General features: G+C 63.5%; 18 protein-coding genes and 1 tRNA gene. 12 read left to right on the top strand and 7 right to left on the bottom strand.

The annotated features are described in order from the left end of the window. Nucleotides 1–9: 9 nt before the first annotated feature. From acpM to aceE, 4 genes are all read right to left on the bottom strand, one after another. Nucleotides 10–315, bottom strand: a complete 306-nt coding sequence (gene acpM, locus F5544_RS14580) for a meromycolate extension acyl carrier protein AcpM (RefSeq protein WP_167473698.1) — start codon at nt 313–315, stop codon at nt 10–12. Nucleotides 316–432: 117 nt separating this feature from the next. After that, nucleotides 433–1,347, bottom strand: coding sequence for an ACP S-malonyltransferase (locus F5544_RS14575; protein ID WP_167473697.1), 915 nt, complete (start codon nt 1,345–1,347; stop codon nt 433–435). A 128-nt stretch (nt 1,348–1,475) separates the two neighbouring features. Then, nucleotides 1,476–2,810 carry a PucR family transcriptional regulator gene (locus F5544_RS14570; protein ID WP_225728769.1) on the bottom strand — a complete coding sequence of 445 codons (1,335 nt, stop codon included), beginning with the start codon at nt 2,808–2,810 and terminating at the stop codon, nt 1,476–1,478. Between the two features lie 11 nt (nt 2,811–2,821). Then, nucleotides 2,822–5,617 (bottom strand): pyruvate dehydrogenase (acetyl-transferring), homodimeric type, encoded by a 2,796-nt coding sequence (aceE, locus tag F5544_RS14565; RefSeq protein WP_238847447.1) that lies wholly within the window; start codon nt 5,615–5,617, stop codon nt 2,822–2,824. 338 nt (nt 5,618–5,955) lie between these two features. Between aceE and F5544_RS14560 the strand changes: the two genes are divergently transcribed. From F5544_RS14560 to F5544_RS14545, 4 genes are all read left to right on the top strand, one after another. Continuing rightward, nucleotides 5,956–6,507, top strand: a complete 552-nt coding sequence (locus F5544_RS14560; RefSeq protein WP_225728771.1) for a hypothetical protein — start codon at nt 5,956–5,958, stop codon at nt 6,505–6,507. Between the two features lie 153 nt (nt 6,508–6,660). Then, entirely contained in the window at nt 6,661–7,083 is a 423-nt protein-coding gene (locus tag F5544_RS14555) for a DUF3052 domain-containing protein (protein WP_167473695.1), read from the top strand. Nucleotides 7,084–7,174: 91 nt separating this feature from the next. Further along, entirely contained in the window at nt 7,175–7,639 is a 465-nt protein-coding gene (locus F5544_RS14550) for a peroxiredoxin (protein ID WP_167473694.1), read from the top strand. Nucleotides 7,640–7,668: 29 nt separating this feature from the next. Then, nucleotides 7,669–7,740 (top strand) — tRNA-Val (locus F5544_RS14545). A gap of 88 nt (nt 7,741–7,828) precedes the next feature. On the opposite strand, the gene F5544_RS14540 is transcribed toward F5544_RS14545, so the two are convergent. Then, a complete protein-coding gene (locus F5544_RS14540; protein ID WP_167473693.1) occupies nt 7,829–8,926 on the bottom strand; it encodes a tyrosine-type recombinase/integrase in 1,098 nt (365 codons plus the stop codon). A gap of 62 nt (nt 8,927–8,988) precedes the next feature. Here F5544_RS14540 and F5544_RS47540 point away from each other — a divergent pair, with 62 nt between their 5' ends. Continuing rightward, entirely contained in the window at nt 8,989–9,528 is a 540-nt protein-coding gene (locus F5544_RS47540) for an HD domain-containing protein (RefSeq protein ID WP_167473692.1), read from the top strand. Here F5544_RS47540 and F5544_RS14530 read toward each other — a convergent pair. Together F5544_RS14530 and F5544_RS14525 are read right to left on the bottom strand one after the other, a co-directional pair. Next, nucleotides 9,516–9,986 (bottom strand): NUDIX hydrolase, encoded by a 471-nt coding sequence (locus F5544_RS14530; RefSeq protein WP_167473691.1) that lies wholly within the window; start codon nt 9,984–9,986, stop codon nt 9,516–9,518. The genes F5544_RS47540 and F5544_RS14530 overlap by 13 nt on opposite strands. 8 nt (nt 9,987–9,994) lie before the next feature. Continuing rightward, the gene (locus F5544_RS14525) at nt 9,995–10,741 is read right to left on the bottom strand and encodes an XRE family transcriptional regulator (protein WP_238847240.1); all 747 of its coding nucleotides are present in this window, start codon (nt 10,739–10,741) and stop codon (nt 9,995–9,997) included. A gap of 831 nt (nt 10,742–11,572) precedes the next feature. On the opposite strand from F5544_RS14525, the gene F5544_RS14520 reads away from it, so the two are divergent. From F5544_RS14520 to F5544_RS14490, 7 genes are all read left to right on the top strand, one after another. Continuing rightward, the gene (locus F5544_RS14520; protein ID WP_167473690.1) at nt 11,573–12,358 is read left to right on the top strand and encodes a hypothetical protein; all 786 of its coding nucleotides are present in this window, start codon (nt 11,573–11,575) and stop codon (nt 12,356–12,358) included. Nucleotides 12,359–12,539: 181 nt separating this feature from the next. Beyond that, nucleotides 12,540–14,411, top strand: a complete 1,872-nt coding sequence (locus F5544_RS14515; protein WP_167473689.1) for a hypothetical protein — start codon at nt 12,540–12,542, stop codon at nt 14,409–14,411. Then, the gene (locus F5544_RS14510) at nt 14,408–14,728 is read left to right on the top strand and encodes a DUF4031 domain-containing protein (RefSeq protein ID WP_167473688.1); all 321 of its coding nucleotides are present in this window, start codon (nt 14,408–14,410) and stop codon (nt 14,726–14,728) included. The genes F5544_RS14515 and F5544_RS14510 overlap by 4 nt, the downstream gene beginning before the upstream one ends. Continuing rightward, nucleotides 14,725–14,898 carry a hypothetical protein gene (locus F5544_RS14505; RefSeq protein ID WP_167473687.1) on the top strand — a complete coding sequence of 58 codons (174 nt, stop codon included), beginning with the start codon at nt 14,725–14,727 and terminating at the stop codon, nt 14,896–14,898. The genes F5544_RS14510 and F5544_RS14505 overlap by 4 nt, the downstream gene beginning before the upstream one ends. Then, nucleotides 14,895–15,863 carry a helix-turn-helix domain-containing protein gene (locus tag F5544_RS14500; RefSeq protein WP_167473686.1) on the top strand — a complete coding sequence of 323 codons (969 nt, stop codon included), beginning with the start codon at nt 14,895–14,897 and terminating at the stop codon, nt 15,861–15,863. The genes F5544_RS14505 and F5544_RS14500 overlap by 4 nt, the downstream gene beginning before the upstream one ends. Continuing rightward, the gene (locus tag F5544_RS14495; protein ID WP_167473685.1) at nt 15,860–16,300 is read left to right on the top strand and encodes a hypothetical protein; all 441 of its coding nucleotides are present in this window, start codon (nt 15,860–15,862) and stop codon (nt 16,298–16,300) included. Before F5544_RS14500 ends, F5544_RS14495 begins: the two co-directional genes overlap by 4 nt. A 30-nt stretch (nt 16,301–16,330) precedes the next feature. After that, nucleotides 16,331–16,492, top strand: coding sequence for a hypothetical protein (locus F5544_RS14490; RefSeq protein WP_167473684.1), 162 nt, complete (start codon nt 16,331–16,333; stop codon nt 16,490–16,492). Nucleotide 16,493 lies beyond the last annotated feature (1 nt).

Genomic DNA, 16,493 nt, shown 5'->3' with positions numbered 1-16,493 from the left:
GGTTCGGCCCTACTCGGCTTCGTTCTGGAACTTGGCCTTGAGCGCCTCGGCGGCCTCGGCGTTCTCGGACTCGAGCTTCTGGATGTACGCCACCGCGTCGCCGACCGTCTTCAGGCTGGCCAGATCCTCGTCGGGGATCTTCACGCCGTACTTGTCCTCGGTCTGCACCGCGATCTCGACCATGGACAGCGAGTCGATGTCCAGGTCATCGACGAAGGACTTCTCGATGGTGACCTCGGAGGGTTCGATACCCGTAACCTCTTCGATGATCTTGCCGAGTTCCTCGACGATTTCTTCCTGGGTCAGAGCGGCCACTTGGTGGCTCCCTTCTTGTTACTGTGTAGGGCTCTACTGTTTTTCGGGTTGAGACGGACGCTGTTACGTCCGTCCGGTCACAACCATGCGTCCGATGCATGGCCGCGGATGGAAAAGCTAGCCGGACATTCCGAGTCCGGCCAACGCGGGGAGGTCTTCCGGCGTTTTCAGGGCCAGCGTCGGCGTGCCCTTCAACTCCCGTTTCGCGATACCGACGAGGGTGCCCGCCGGCGGCAACTCCGCTACGCCCGAAACCCCTGCGGCACGCACGGTTTCGGTGCACAGGTCCCAGCGCACGGGGCGTGTGACCTGGGCGGCGAGCTTATCGATCGCGTCCTGGCCCGAGGCGACCGGCTTGCCGTCGAAATTCGAGAGCAGGGTCCGGGTCGGCTCGTTGGGCACGATCTTGGCTATGGCGCTCGCCACAGCGTCCCGGGCCGGAGCCATGAACGCCGTATGGAAAGCCCCCGCGACAGACAGCGCGCGAACCCGGGCCTTCTCGGGTGGGTTCGCCGCCAGCTCCGCCAGGGCGTCCAGGGTGCCCGCCGCCACGATCTGACCCACCGCGTTGCGGTTGGCCGGAACGAGGCCGAGCTCGTCGAGCCGGGCGAGCACGGTGGCCTCATCGCCACCGAGCACCGCGGACATACCGGTCGGCTCCAGCGCGCACGCCTTGGCCATCTCCGCGCCGCGGATCGCGGCCAGTGCCACCGCGTCATCGGGTGAGATGACCCCGGCGACCGCGGCGGCGGCGAACTCGCCGACCGAGTGTCCGGCGACGATGGTATCGGCAGGAAGTGAATCCTGCCCGATTTCCGCGTACGCCAGCAGCGCGGCGGCGACCACCAGCGGCTGGGTGACGGCGGTATCGACGATCTCCTCGGCGGTTGCCGTGGTGCCGAGGCGAACCAGGTCGAGGCCCGAGGCCTTCGACCAGATGGTGAGGCGATCACTTGCACCGGCAACTTCGAGCCACGGCGTGAGCATGCCGGGAGTCTGGGAGCCCTGTCCTGGGGCGAACAACGCGATCACGCCTCTAAGAAAACACTGTGAGGTCGAACTCATGAGATGTCGACGCGAATGAGGTTTGCGGACCCGTTTTGTGTGAACCCCACAAAACTCCACGTGGGTTGTCCCGATCGACCCAATTGCCTATCGCGTTACAACCCCTCATGTCCCGATGGGACATATGTTGCTTCTGGGGCTGATGTTGACGTTTCGTTACGGGTTCGTGTCAGACGACCTACTGTGGCGGCAATCCGGAGCACGTAAGCATCACGCGGATTCATCGGATCGCGGCCCGTGATCTCACCGATTCGTTTGAGACGGTACCGAACCGTATTTGGATGGACGTACAGCTGGCGGGCACACGTCTCGACGGCGCCACCACAGTCCAGATAGGCATCGAGCGTGTCCGCCAGCGCCGAACCGGCAGCGGCCAACGGTAGGACAAGGTACTCGTTCAACGCGTCGATCGCAGCACGATCTCCCAACAAGGCGCGTTCGGGCAACAGCTCCGCCGCATGCACCGGCCGCGGCGCCCCGCGCCAGCCGACAACCGCCTCCATACCGGCCAGCGCCTCCACCGCGCTGGCGTGCGCGGCGCCCAGCGTCCTGGTGGTCGGGCCGATCACCACCGGACCGTCCGAGAACACCTCGGCCAGCAGGTCGGCCAGGAACGGCTGTATATAAGAGGCGTCGCCGAGATGGCCGCTGACCACCATCACCAGCCGGGTTCCCTGCACCACCGCGAGCGCCGCGCGACCGTGCCGGGCCGCGATCGCGTGCACCGCGCCGACCGCCGAGACGCCCTCCTCCCGCGGCGGCGTGCCGACCAGCACCGTCGCCGGGGCGGTGGCATCCCAGTTCAACGTCGCGGCCCGGGACAACATGTCCGGACCGGTGTCGCCGCGCACCACCGCGTCGACGACCAGCGCCTCCAGCCGGGTATCCCACGCACCGCGGGATTCGGCCGCGCTGGCGTACACCGAGGCGGCGGCGAAACCGAGCTCGCGCCCGTATCGCAACACCGCCTCGGTGAGCGCGACCAGCTGACGGTCGTTGCGCGCCAACGCCGGTAGCCACTGCTCGAAGAACTCCATGGCCACCCGGACCATGTCCACGGTCTGGCGCAGCGTCAACCGCCGCGCCAGATCCTGCGGAATCACCTGGAAGGCATCCAGGCTGAACCGGATATCGCTCTCCGGATCCTGCAGCCATTCCAGGAAGTTCACCACCGCGGTCTGCACCAGCATCTGGACGCCCGCACGCTGCGCGGCGTCCAGATCGGCGAAGAACGGCAGCCGATCCTGCATCGACCCGACCGCCTCGGTGGACAGACGGCCCGAGAACTGCTTCACGCGTTTGAGCAGCGTGTCCGGGAGCGGGTCGCGGGTTTGCCGGTTCGGGGAGAGCGCGCCGGTCGGCAGATACACCTCGTGCTCGGACGAGCCTTCGGAGATCCTCCGCGGCCGCGGCGGTTTACGGTCCACCATCCAATAGTCCGCTACGCCAGGTCGTCTTCCGAACCGACCGCTGCCTTCGGCGCGGCGTCCACATCGTCGATGCGGTATTTCGCCGCCGCCTCGACGACCTTGGCCCGGTCGATCTTGCCCGCCCTGGCCAGGCCGGACAGCGCCGCGACCGCGATCGACTGCGCGTCGACGTTGAATACGCGCCGGGCCGCGGGCCTGGTGTCGGAGAAGCCGAATCCGTCGGTGCCGAGGGTGGTGTAGTCGCCGGGGACCCACTTGCCGATCTGATCCGGCACCGCGCGCATCCAGTCGGAGGCCGCGATATAGGGGCCCTCGACCCGCGAAAGCGCCTGGGTGACATAGGGGACCCCGACATCGGCACCCGGATCGCGCAGCGCCGCAATCTCCTTCGCCAGCGCGTCCTTGCGCAACTCACCCCACGAGGTGACCGACCAGACATCGGCCTGCACACCCCACTCCTCGGCGAGCAGCGCCTGCGCGCGCAGACCGTCGGGCACGGTGACGCCCGCGACCAGGATCTGGGCGCGTACGGCGCCCTCTCCCCCGCGCTTCAGCAGGTAGATGCCCTTCAACAGACCCGCGACATCCAGATCGTCCGGCTCGGCCGGCTGGACATACGGCTCGTTGTAGAGGGTGATGTAGTAGAAGACGTCCTCGCCGCCGAAATCGCCCGGCTCCCCGTGCGGATGCGCACCCGGCAGGGTGTTCGCACCGGTTGGCGTTCCGCCGCCGTACATCCGGCGCAGACCGTCCCGCACGATATGCGCGATCTCGTAGGCGTAGGCCGGGTCGTAGCTCACCACCGCCGGATTGGTCGAGGCGAGCAGCAGCGAATGACCGTCGTTGTGCTGCAGACCCTCACCGGTGAGCGTCGTTCGCCCCGCGGTCGCTCCGAGCACGAAGCCACGCGCCAATTGATCGGCGGCGGCCCACAATCCGTCACCGGTGCGCTGGAAACCGAACATCGAGTAGAAGATGTACAGCGGGATCATCGGCTCGCCGTGCGTGGCGTACGAGGTGCCCGCCGCGGTGAACGACGCGGTCGAACCGGCCTCGTTGATGCCCTCGTGCAGGATCTGCCCGACCGTGCTCTCTTTGTAGGCAAGCATCAATTCCGCGTCGACGGAGGTGTACAACTGCCCATTGCGGTTGTAGATCTTCAACGACGGGAACCAGGAGTCCATACCGAAGGTGCGGGCCTCGTCCGGGATGATCGGGACGATCCGCTTACCGATCTCCTTGTCCCGCAACAGCTCCTTCATCAGGCGGACCAGCGCCATGGTGGTGGCGACGTTCTGCTTGCCCGAACCCTTGCGCACCGAGCGGTACGCCTCGTCGCCGGGCAATTGCAACGGCTTTGCCGGGGAACGCCGCTCGGGCAGGAATCCGCCGAGCGCTCGCCGCCGGTCCAGCATGTACTGGATCTCCTTGGCGTCCTTACCGGGGTGGTAGTAAGGCGGCTTGTACGGGTCGCGCTCGAGTTCGGCGTCGGTGATCGGAATCCGTTGCAGGTCACGGAAATCCTTGAGGTCCTGCAGCGTCAACTTCTTCATCTGATGCGTGGCGTTGCGGCCCTCGAAATGCTTGCCGAGGGTGTAGCCCTTGATGGTTTTTGCCAGGATCACCGTCGGCTGGCCCTTGTGCGCCATCGCGGCCGCGTACGCGGCATACACCTTGCGATAGTCGTGGCCGCCGCGCTTGAGATTCCAGATCTCCTGATCGGACATGTTCTGGACCAGCGCCTTCGTCCGCGGGTCGCGCCCGAAGAAATGCTCGCGGACGTACGCGCCGTCGTTGGCCTTGTAGGTCTGGTAGTCGCCGTCGGGGGTGGTGTTCATCAAATTCACCAGTGCCCCATCGCGATCCGCGCCGAGCAGCGCATCCCACTCACGGCCCCAGATGACCTTGATCACGTTCCAGCCCGCGCCGCGGAAGAACGACTCCAACTCCTGAATGATCTTGCCGTTACCGCGCACCGGACCATCGAGCCGCTGCAGGTTGCAGTTGATCACGAACGTCAGATTGTCCAGGCCCTCCATCGCCGCGACCTGGGCGAGGCCGCGCGACTCCGGCTCATCCATCTCGCCGTCGCCGAGGAACGCCCACACATGCTGATCCGAGGTGTCCTTGATACCGCGATCGTGCAGGTAGTGGTTGAACCGCGCCTGGTAGATGGCGTTCATCGGGCCCAGACCCATGGAAACCGTTGGGAATTCCCAGAAATCGGGCATCAGACGCGGATGCGGATACGACGGCAGACCGTGGCCGAGACCGCCGTTGCTGTACTCCTGGCGGAACCCGTCGAGGCGATCCTCGCCGAGCCTGCCCTCCAGGAACGCGCGCGCGTAGATACCCGGCGACGCGTGACCCTGAATGTAGATCTGATCGCCGCCGCCGGAATGATCCTTACCGCGGAAGAAGTGGTTGAAGCCGACCTCGTACAGCGCCGCCGAGGACGCATAGGTCGAAATGTGGCCGCCGACACCGATACCCGGACGCTGCGCGCGATGCACCATGATCGCCGCGTTCCAGCGGATCCAGGCCCGGTAGCGCCGCTCCACCTCCTCGTCGCCGGGGAACCACGGCTCGTTCTCGGTCGGAATGGTGTTCACATAGTCGGTGGATGTCAACGCGGGGATGGCGACTCGGCGCTCACCGGCCCGCTCCAACAAACGGAGCATGAGGTAGCGCGCGCGACCCGGACCCTCCCGGTCCAGCATCTCGTCGAACGACTCGAGCCATTCGCTGGTTTCCTCCGGATCGATATCCGGTAGGTAGGACGCCACCCCTTCGCGAATAACCCGCACCCGGCCGGCCGACTGCGGCGATCCGTTCGGATCACGAGCCTCCGGGCCGGAATCGGACGCAGCGGATTTCGCTGGAGCGGAAGAGTGGATCAGGTCGGTCAAATCTGCTCCTCGTACAAGGGGGTTCGGACATGCTGATGGCGTCTGTTTCCCCGGACTACCCGCGTGGTTGGCGGATCATCCGTTACGAAAGGTTCGGGCGCACCCTCCATCCTTGCCGATGATGTGGCCCAGGTCATCACGTGCCCCCGGAAATGCAGTACCGTGACGCGCGCAACCGTGAGTCAGCCACCGTAGAGCAAGCCGCCGAAAACTATGGAAGCGGGGAGGACGAATACATGCTGAGCCCACGCGGGTTCGGGTTGGTGTGCGCGGCCGGGGCGATCGTCGTCGGAGTGATCGTCGCGGGTTGTTCCAAACAGGTCGACGGCATAGCCGGGCCGAGTCCGGCGGATCTCGTGGCGTACCGCAGCGACGCCTCATCCTCGTCGCAGGCCGCGACCTCGTCGAAAAAAGCGGCGGCACAAGCGAAAGCGATCGGCGACAACTGCGATCAGTTCCCCACCACCACCGGTGTAGGGGTGGCCAAATACAACGAGTTCGTCGACGCGCACGACGCCAACGCCGCCGACTACCTGCCCAAGCGGGAACTGGCGGCGAGCACCCTCGACGAGGCGGCCAGGAAGGTGGAAACCGGAGTGAACGACGCCGCCGATGCGCTTCCCGAGGATATCGCCGCCAAGTTCAAGGAATACGTCGCCGCGGCGCGCGGCCTGGCCGCCGAAACCAGGAAGATGACCTACACCGCATCGGTGGATCCGCTCAACGCCGCCAGCCGCCGGGTCAACGACGCGCGCAACGCCGTTCGCGATGCCTGCCCGAAAAAATAGGCCGGTAAGCAGCGCTGACATGGTGTTCAGCGACACTCACAGCTCGCTCCCGCGCGACATTCGGTGGGTAATTCGCCCGATCGGCTTGCGCTGGAGCGCTTAACCATGTTCGCTTGCAACTACCTACTGTCGGGAGTTGAGGAGGACACCACCGTGGTCGCCGCGGCGGACGCGCAGAACTACGCTCAGAAGCTTGGCATTACACGCGACATGGTAGTTCAGGAACTGGGCTGGGACGAGGACACCGACGACGACATTCGGGCCGACATCGAGGACGCCAGCGGCGCGGAGATGGTCGACGACGAAACCGACGAGGTGGTCGACGCCATCCTGCTGTGGTGGCGCGAAGGCGACGGCGACCTCGCCGACGAGCTGATGGACATTGTCAGTCCGCTCGCCGACGACGGATTCGTCTGGGTCCTCACCCCCAAGACCGGACAACCTGGCTATGTCGATCAGAGCGAAATCGCCGAAGCCGCCGAAACCGCGGGACTGACCTCGACGTCGGCTGTGACACTCGGAGGTTGGAGCGGCAGCCGCCTCGTCCAGCCGAAGACGCCGACGAAACAGCGCTGACCCTTTCGCTATGGTGTCGCCGGGCGGCTTCGGCCGCCCGGCGCTCACCCCACCCCGCCGGGTGCAGGCCCGACACGATGGAGGATTCGCGATGCCGCTCGAAATTGGCACGGTCGCGCCGGATTTCACGTTGAAGGACCAGAACAACCAGGACGTCACACTGTCGGACTTCCGCGGCCAGAAGAATGTGCTGCTGGTGTTCTACCCGCTCGCGTTCACCGGCATCTGCCAAGGCGAGCTGTGCAAGGTCCGTGACGAACTGCCCAAGTTCCACAACGACAACGCCGAAATCCTCGCCATCTCCGTCGGCCCGCCACCCACCCACAAAATCTGGGCCGCCGAACAGGGCTACCTGTTCCCGCTCCTGTCCGACTTCTGGCCGCACGGCGCCGTCGCCCAGTCCTACGGCGTCTTCAACGAAAAATCCGGCTACCCCAACCGCGGCACCTTCGTCGTCGACAAGTCCGGAATCATCCGATTCGCCGAAATGAACGGCCCCGGAGAGCCCCGTGACCAGGCGGCTTGGGAGAAAGCGCTCGCCGCGCTAGATTCATAGACCGTTGCCCGCCGGATTCGGCGGACTCCGGGCGTATAGCTCAGCGGTAGAGCTCTGGTCTTACACACCAGCGGTCGGGGGTTCGAACCCCTCTGCGCCCACTCTTGAAGATGCATGTCGATGGCGGCTTTCGTGGGGCAAGTCTGACGGTCTTGCTGATTTCATGGGGCAAACGTGGGGCACGGCTCGTCAGCCGAGCGTTTTCCGCACATCTGGCCATTGACTCTCCCCTAGCCGGGCGTACCGCTGGGTTGTACGAACCGAGGCGTGTCCGAGGAGCAGCTGGACTTGGTCAATGGGCACCTTGGCACGCACCAGGCGGCTCGCGTAGGTGTGCCTGAGATCGTTCGGCCGAACCTTTCCAAGCCTTCGCCGGCCATCGCCTTCACCGACCCAGGCAACTCGGGACGCTGCCTCGAATCGGTCCCTGAAGTTGTCTTGATCGAAAGGGCGGTTGTCGACATGGGCCAGGAGGAGACCGCTCCGGACTGTTCGACCGCTCACGTATGAGACCGGTGCAGGGATCCCGAGTCCATCCCGCTCGATGACCGCGGCGAGGGTTTTGGTCAATGTCCGCCCGATGGGTACGACGCGACGCTCATGGTCCTTCGGAGCCTTCATACGCTTGGCAGCCTTGTCCCAAGCCCACTCGATCGAGATCGTCTTACGTTTGAGGTCGATGTGTTCCTTGTGGAGGCCCTGGGCTTCGCCCATCCGCATGCCAGTGCCGAGGAGTACGTCGACGATCAGTTGATCGAAAGGCTCTAGAGGGTCACGCAGTGCCGCAATCTCTTCGTCTTCGAGGTGGCGCTCCGGCGACGGGCCGGGTTTCGGCAAATCGATGTCAACGCACGGACTCTCCGTGATCAGCTTGGCCTTGCGAGCGGCCTTCATCGAGCCGCTGAGTAGGCGATAGCATTTCTCGACACTGGTTGGTGCCAAGGTTTTCGAGAGATCGACAACCCACTCTTGGACGTCGGGTTGGGTGATCTCGGTTAATAACGTGCCGCTCCAACGAGGAACCAGATGCTTGTTGATGCGCTGGTTGTCGATCTTGCTCGTGCCCTCTTCGACCGTGCGCTGTGCCTGCCAGCGTGGCAACCACCTACCCCACTCCAGTTCTGGCACGGGCCGCGAGGGACTCTCACGTACCTCGTCCTCTTTCGCGGTTGCTTTGCGTCGGGCGATGTCCTTGGTTGTGAAGATGCCCGCGCTCTGCTTATGGCCGTCCTTATCGCGGTAGACACCGCGATATCGGCCGCTCGGAAGCTTCTCGGCCCACCCCATGACGAGAGCGTAGCTCGCTCGCCGAACTCGCCGTATAGGTTGCGCCCGGATACGGTGGCCGTATGACCGCTGAGCTTCGTCGATGGGCCGAGCAGATCGCAGGCCGGTACTTGCGGGAGTTACCCCGCCGATGGGCTCACGTGCAGGGTGTCGCCCGCCGTGCGGATTGCGCGTCCAACGTCGTTGACGACGCAGATCTCCTCATCGCCGCGGCATGGCTTCATGATGTCGGTTATGCGCCAGAGTTGGTCCGGACAGGCTTTCATCCTGTCGATGGTGCCGAGTTTCTTACGGACCATGGTGTGGATGAACGCCTGTGTGCATTAGTCGCGAACCATTCGTGTGCGCATGTCGAGTCACGACGACGAGGCATCGCGTTGGATTGGCCCGATGAGCGTTCCGCCCTTCGGGATGCTCTGTGGTGGGCAGATATAACCACTAGTCCAACCGGCGACCAAACCGACTTTGATAGTCGTATTGCCGAAATTCGTGAGCGGTATGGACCCAATCATATCGTCACATTGTCGATAACTGAGGCTACCCCGGAACTGGCTGAGGCAGTCTTGAATACCGAGTCACGTCTTCAGGTTCACGTAAAATAAGGCTCGCCATCGTTCGCCAAGCCATGCTGAATTCGCAGCATTATCGAAGGATGGATGTCCAACTTTGCGAGCTTATCTGGACTAATCCAATCAACTTCCTTTGATTCGGTACTGGTGCGCAATTTGCCACCCACCGGTTCAGCGTAGAAACAAATCGAAAACTCCTGCAAGACCTCTCCATCATCGTAAGCGATGACATGATTCGGATCCGAGAACACACCTAGAACCTTCGTCACTCGTACATCGATTCCAGTTTCCTCTTTGACTTCCCGGACGACGGCATCCGCAACAGATTCCCCAGCCTCCAGCCCACCACCCGGAATGGAATACTTGTCATTGTCTGTCCTGCGAATCATCAGAACTCGCTCCGCAGAATCTTGCACAAAGGCACTCACCGCCACCCTGATACTGTTGGCTTTAGGTGCCCCTGGATCGTTGTAGTAGTCGATTCGACTCACGTTCACTCCTACAGATTCGCGGTCTTGGAGCCAGCCCAAACATGCTCAAAGCTGGTCATGTATGTTTCGAAGAGATCCCCAGAAGGCAATTGACGTAAGTGCATAGCAGGTGCATACGCACCTGGAAGCCCATACACATGCATGTTGACAATCATCTCGTCGTCGAACCGGAAAATCGAGGTGTAAAGGGTTGTCGAATGAAAGCGAAGTTCGACGCCATCGAATTTGGTCAACGGTCGCACTAACGCAAGAGCATTTCTAATTCTAGAAGCCATGGCGCCCTCGGCTAAGCGTTCTTCCGCTGTGCGTTTGGCCGCCTCGTCTGCGTCGGGATCGCCGAACAACAGCCGCATGGATACGCCCGCTTGCGTTTTCTTCCTAACTGTACGCACTAGCGTGGGTTCCTCCGCTAGGAATAACCCAGCTAGCACCAGGATATCTATCCGCTCCGTTGTGTTATCCAAAAGCCTGGTCCAGAGATCAACCGGGATGAGGTTGCGATGCGGATATAACTTTATAACCTCCGATTCTGCTATCTCAGCTTTCCGATCCAACGAGACGGCTCCGGGCCAGAGGTAACCCTCGGTTTCGTGTACCAACACAGCTACCGCATGACGGTGCCGTGGATACGGCACACGTCCTTGCGTGATCCACCGCTCCACCGTCTTCGTGCTGACTTCAAGAACTTCCGCAGCACTTTCGGGCGTAAACCCGCTGCGGAGCAAAGCATCTCGCAACCGATCGTTCGGCACCATTCCCTCCTAGGGACGTCTAGGGACATCCTAGACGTCTGTCGGACGTCCCCACAAGTCCTTCTATGTCGTGATGTCGTCCTATGCGTCTCAGCGAATCTTGCTGTGTCCCAACCAATCCGGACATGTCAGCCAAGAGGAGGGCACATGGGCAGGAAGAGAGCAGCTGGGCCAGCGCGACAGCTGCCGAACGACTTGATCAAGTTGCAAACCGCAGCTCGGATAGTCGGTGAAGGAGTACATCCGAAAACAATTCGGCGATGGATCAATCTTGGGCTCCTGGAAGGGTACCGGCAGGGTCCACGACTGTTGTTCGTCAGCAAACGCGAACTGCTGTCGGTAGCGCGACCGCTCGGAGCGACGGACGGTGCAGCATGATTCGCGCAATCGCCATTTGGTCGCTGGTTCTGGCGCTCCTGATTCTCGTTGGAGTGGTCAATCCACCACTAGGCGTATTTCTACTGAGCACCTTGATACTGCTTGGCGTTGGTTCTTTCGTTTGGATTCATGCGAACCACTGGGGTGGAGGACGACGAGGTGGTCGGCGATGAGCGATCACTATGTTGTTGCTCCCCATGGCAGTCGCGAATATTCGCCGCTGCATAACTTCAGTGGGCCGGAGTTCAATCCTGGCACTGTAATTGGGCTTGTTGGACAACTTGCGTGTCTTCTGCCGTTGCGGTGGGTGCTGGTTTTCGGCGGCGTCATCTTGGTGTTTGGTTTGGGCTTGTGTCTCGGGGTTGGACTGGGAAGTCCGCACAAGCCGCCGTCGCACACGGTGTGTTGGCCGAGTTCGACCGGTGTGGTGGATCCGGATTGCGCCGGAGGTGGGCGATGAGTACGCCCGGGTTGCGCGTGCCGCAGCCTCGTGAGACACGGATCGAGGAGTTCTATTGCCAACAGTACGGAATGTCGTTGGCGTCGCTGGTGAAGGCGATGGAGCGACGACCGCGCACTGCGTACAAACTCGCGGAACGGCTCAATAAGGCTGGACGTGCGCACGTGGTGCGTTTGGACTACGGTTCCCCTGGTCCGTGGCGACGTTCAACAAATTTCGACGAGCCGGGCACAGTGCCGCAGGGGCCGTTGTGGATATATCCGACGCGCGAGATCGCTTGGGGTTACTTGGATTTCGATCCGGGTGAGTGGCACCCGAAACCGTCGACGGCCGCGCATCTGACCGCGGTTACCGAGTTGCGGCTCGCGCTGACCGGTCTGGAGACCGATCCGGAGATATGGACCAGCGAGCGGCTATTGCGCCGTCGAGTGAAATCTGAGAACGGGCAAGCGAATCCGCATATCCATGACGCGTGGGTCCAGGATTTCACGGATCCGGACAAGGTGTGGGCAATCGAAGTCGAATTGACCCGGAAACGTGGCGAAGGCCGGTTGATGAGAGCGATGACAGCCGCGCTGGACGCCGCCGACCGTTATGAGCTGGCCGGAGTCCTGTACTTCGTGCGCAGCCCAGAATTGCTGCACGCGGTCAACGGTGTCGCAACCCGGATCGCGCATCAGCGCGGGATGGAGCGACTTCCGAATCTCGAAATCCATGACTTGGACGCGACTTTGACGCGGAAAGGAGAGAACGACGGTGAACGATTGCGCCTCGTTGATTGATTTCCGGCCCGAATGCAACACGGCCACTCCGCCGACCGAACACCCGGTTCCGGTTCCCACCCCGGCGTCATCCGCTCCGGTTACGTCGGTGAATCCCGTTCCAGCGCAGGAGCATTCGCCGGATCGGATAGAGAACCCGTCGCTGCCGAATGGGTGGCATGCTCCGGATTGGCATCCGCATGTGGCGAGTGTGGCGGAGGTGTCGGCGTATGTCGGTATCTCGCTGCTGGGTGCCGGGTTCGTCGTCGTGTTGTTGTTCGGGCTGAATTTGCTTGCGGCTAAACGGCGTTGGTCGACACGGCAGGTGCGTAACTATGCGTTGGGGTCGCTGGTGTTGACCGGTGGGTCCATGTGGCTGGCGAATTCCTGGGTTGCGCCGTTGCGGTTGTGGTGGCAGGGCGCGAGCGTGTTGGCGCATTCGGGTCCGTCGTTGGCCGCGGTGGTGGCGATGACGGTCGGCGCGCTGCCGTTGGCGTGGGCTGGTGCGGCGTTGTATCGGGCCCGGTTTTTGGCTCGCCTGGATAGCGAGGGTGTCGGGTCGCCCGCGAAGACACGCCGGTTGCGGCGCCGTCAGCAGCAGGGGCAAGCGCGGGCCGCGCGGCGTGCCGCGAAGTACGGTGCCCCGCTGGTCGCGGGCTGGCTGAAGTCCAAGGTTGTTCTCGGGCCGTTGTCGGAGTTCACGGATGCGACGCAGTCGGATGTGGTCACCGAGTTGACCGACCGGCGCAGTGCCCGTTTGGAGTTGCCGATCGATGATCTCGGCCATTTGGTGGTGCTGGGTAAGTCGCAGAAGGCTGGCAAGACCACCATGCTCGTCCGCCTCGGTACCGGCCTGTATTCGGCCTATTGGCATCGGTATGTGCGGACCGGTGAGAAGCGGCCGTTGCTGATTTTCGTGGATTGCAAGGGCGGTAAGCCGGGATTGCAGACGGGGCGTCAGGTGGTGAAGATCGCGGCCCGGTTGGGGGTGCGTCCTGGGCGGATCGCGTTGTGGCCGGAGACTAATCGTCTGGATTTGTGGGCGATGGATGTCGACGATATGTGCGCCACCCTCGAATCGATGATCAACCCGGTTCAGGCGACGGATGCGGGCGCGGAGCATTTCAAACAGAACCGGATCCGGGTCACCAAGCTCGCGGTGACCGCGCCGTGCGGGCCGCCGCGCTCGAAACAGGAGTTCCTGAACCGGCTTTCGGTCGACGCGCTCACCAATCTGTGGGCCGGGCACGACTCGGTGTTGGCCGAGATCGATGCATTGGAGAAGAACAAGCCACCCGCGATCGGAGACGTCAGCGGGAAGTTCCGCAACGTCTTCGCCGCGATCGGTGAGGGCTTCGACGGCGGGCGGCCCCTGGATTCCTTCGACGTGATCTATGCGACCGTGCCCGGCACCGTCCGCGGGGAATACGCCCGCGCCCAGGTCGCCGCGTTGACGACGTTGATCGAGCAGTTCGCCTGTGGTGAGCACGACCGCCAGATCGTCCTGATTATTGACGAGATGTCGGCGGTCGCGGACAAGACCGGCGGTATCAACCAGTTCGATATCGCCGAACGCCTGCTCGGTATGGGTGTGGTCGCGATCTTCGCCGCCCAGAACCAGTTCGGGCTCGGCCAAACCCCCGACGAACGCCGTCGCCTGCTCGAATCCTGCCCCTCCGGCGCCCTGCTGATGGTGTTGGAAGGCGCGGGCAAGGTCAGCGAGGTTTTCGGCTCCCGCCCGGTCAGCGAGAACACCCGCCACACCAAGAACAACAAACCCGGTGACGAAGGGTCGTTGGGGAACCGGCAAACCTTCTTCATCGATCCCGACCGGCTCGCGGAGTTCGAACGCGGCGATGTCGTCTGGGTGCACGGGCTGAAAGCCCAATGGGGGCACGTGATCCCGGTCGCCGAGGACGAACTTGTCCCGTTACCCGCGGATCCGAACCCGAAACGGTGGGCGGCAAGCACCCTGCCCCGCGTGCCTTTGAAGGCGGTCCGGGATCTGGATTCCGGGCGGGCACGGCGTGCTGATCTCGGATTCACCGAGCCGGAGGGCGGTGAAGCGGCGTGAGCGTATACGTCGACCAGCTCATCGACTACGGCGAGACCGCCCGCAAACGACGTCTACCCGACACCCGGTGGTGTCATCTGACCGCCGATACCCGCCAGGAATTGCACAGGTTTGCGGCACGAATTGGGTTGCGACGCACCTGGTTCCAAGATCCCGTCGTTTCCGGCAAACCATGGCCCGCCAAGCCGGGCAGTCCACACGCCCGCATGTGGCACTACGACCTCACCCCCGGCAAGCGCGCCGCCGCAATCCGTGCCGGAGCCATCGAGATCACCAACACCGAAATGTCGGCAGTCATGAACAAGGAGGGGCGATGACCGACTACTACCGCAGCATCGCCGCCTACGTGGCCAGCCAAAGCGGCCACCGCACCCACAATGACCACCCCAAAGATCAGCGTCCGCCACGACCGGTCACCCCGGACACCAGCACGGACACCCCAGTCAAGAACGCGGACAGCGAGGCGGACAGGGGGCGGACACGATGACCGTTTGGAATCGGTTGCGGCGACTGGTGGTGGCCGAGCGACGCGAGTTCTTCCTCGTCGAGGGTGTCGCGTTCGGGTTGTTGGCCACTGGGGTGGTGTTGTCGATGACCGCTAGTTTCGTGGCGTTGCGGGCGATGGCCGAGCTGGCCGGACAACCCCGTGGCCTGTCCTGGATTTGGCCGTTGATCATCGACGGCGCGATCATCCTGGCCACCGCCGCACTAATCGTGCTCATGCGTCACGCCCGCCAACCCGCGGTCCAAGTGCCGTGGTCAGCGCACGCCTACTTCTGGTCGCTACTGGTCGCCAGCGAAGCCATCAGCATCACCGGAAACGCTGTCCACGCAGCGATTTCCCCCACCCGAGTGTTGGATGCCTGGTTCGCCGCCACCATCGCCGCCCTCGCACCCTTGGGCTCGCTGGCCTACGTCCACGGATTCGGCGTCCTCGTCCGCATCCGCACCACCACGGCCGTCTCGGTGGCCGAACCGACTGTGCCTGCCTCGGTCACCGCAGCGGACACCCTGCGTGGTGCCGACGTTTCGACGCCGCTGCCACCGTGGCTGCAACCTGATGTGCTGACCGCCGCTGAGACTGGCCAAGGAACCCCCGCCATGGCCGCAGCGGACACCGTCACGGAACAGCTGGCCACCCCGGTGGCCAACACGGATACCACAACGGCCCACGGGGACACCGCTTCCGGTGACGCGGTCAACGACTCGGACGGCGGGGCAGACACGCGCCGCGTGGCAGCACGCCGCCTACACGCGCAGGGGTGGACACACGCGCAGATCGCGGCCGAGTTGAGGGTCAGCAAACGCACCGTGCGCCGCTACCTATCCACCCCACCCACCGACACCGCGCCCGAACATCCCGCCGGCCTTCTTCCCACCGAAACCACTGCCGAAGTCGGCGGCGGGGTTGAAACCAATCACCACCAGCCTTTGAAGGGAGTCCTCACATGAACGACGGTAACGGGTTCGACTGGGATGGCGAGCTGCAAACGCTGATGGAAGCCAGCGGCATCACCACCACCGAACTCAAACGCCCCCACTGGGCGAAACGACTGCGGCGTAAGGCATCCCGCGCCCGCGCCGCCTTGATCACCACGGGCGTCGTCGTTCCGGTGATGTGGATCGTGGCCCACTGCGGCGCACCGGCCGCCGCGATCACACCCGCCCTGGTGTGGCTGGCCGGGGTGATCGCGGTCAGCAGCTGGGTCAGTCTCGGCCGCCCGGACTGGGCCATCAGCGCCACCATCGTGCGCCGGATCAGTATCACCGTTTTCCACGCCGGATCCCGCTTCGGATTCGCCCGCACCCGCCCCCTACGTGTCCGCTGGCGCGCGTGGCGGGCCGCCCGCGAGCGCGAGGCCACCGAGTCCGGCCCGATCACCGCCTGACCATCAATCTTCGAAAGGACACCAACCATTATGAGCAGCAACGCCTCTCACGACCGGGACCGCGATCCCGACGCGGGTTTTCCCTCCTACTGGTATGGACCCAACCCGGTCGGCTGGGCCGAGGCTCTGCGTGGGATCGTCGCGGACCTGGATGCCCTGCTGGCGATCGATTTCGACGACGACGGGGAGTGAA

It is taken from the genome of Nocardia arthritidis (assembly GCF_011801145.1).
Classification (GTDB): Bacteria; Actinomycetota; Actinomycetes; order Mycobacteriales; family Mycobacteriaceae; genus Nocardia; species Nocardia arthritidis_A.
Note: the sequence above shows the minus strand (reverse complement) of the source record. Positions and strands in the feature narration are given on the sequence as shown.

Coding starts and splice junctions, on each gene's coding strand:
- F5544_RS14505 (WP_167473687.1), top strand. CDS start 14,725: ATGACCGACTACTACCGCAGCATCGCCGCCTACGTGGCCAGCCAAAGC.
- F5544_RS47540 (WP_167473692.1), top strand. CDS start 8,989: ATGACCGCTGAGCTTCGTCGATGGGCCGAGCAGATCGCAGGCCGGTAC.
- F5544_RS14540 (WP_167473693.1), bottom strand. CDS start 8,926: ATGGGGTGGGCCGAGAAGCTTCCGAGCGGCCGATATCGCGGTGTCTAC.
- F5544_RS14550 (WP_167473694.1), top strand. CDS start 7,175: ATGCCGCTCGAAATTGGCACGGTCGCGCCGGATTTCACGTTGAAGGAC.
- F5544_RS14495 (WP_167473685.1), top strand. CDS start 15,860: ATGAACGACGGTAACGGGTTCGACTGGGATGGCGAGCTGCAAACGCTG.
- F5544_RS14570 (WP_225728769.1), bottom strand. CDS start 2,810: ATGGTGGACCGTAAACCGCCGCGGCCGCGGAGGATCTCCGAAGGCTCG.
- F5544_RS14560 (WP_225728771.1), top strand. CDS start 5,956: ATGCTGAGCCCACGCGGGTTCGGGTTGGTGTGCGCGGCCGGGGCGATC.
- F5544_RS14500 (WP_167473686.1), top strand. CDS start 14,895: ATGACCGTTTGGAATCGGTTGCGGCGACTGGTGGTGGCCGAGCGACGC.
- F5544_RS14520 (WP_167473690.1), top strand. CDS start 11,573: ATGAGTACGCCCGGGTTGCGCGTGCCGCAGCCTCGTGAGACACGGATC.
- F5544_RS14490 (WP_167473684.1), top strand. CDS start 16,331: ATGAGCAGCAACGCCTCTCACGACCGGGACCGCGATCCCGACGCGGGT.
- F5544_RS14525 (WP_238847240.1), bottom strand. CDS start 10,741: ATGGTGCCGAACGATCGGTTGCGAGATGCTTTGCTCCGCAGCGGGTTT.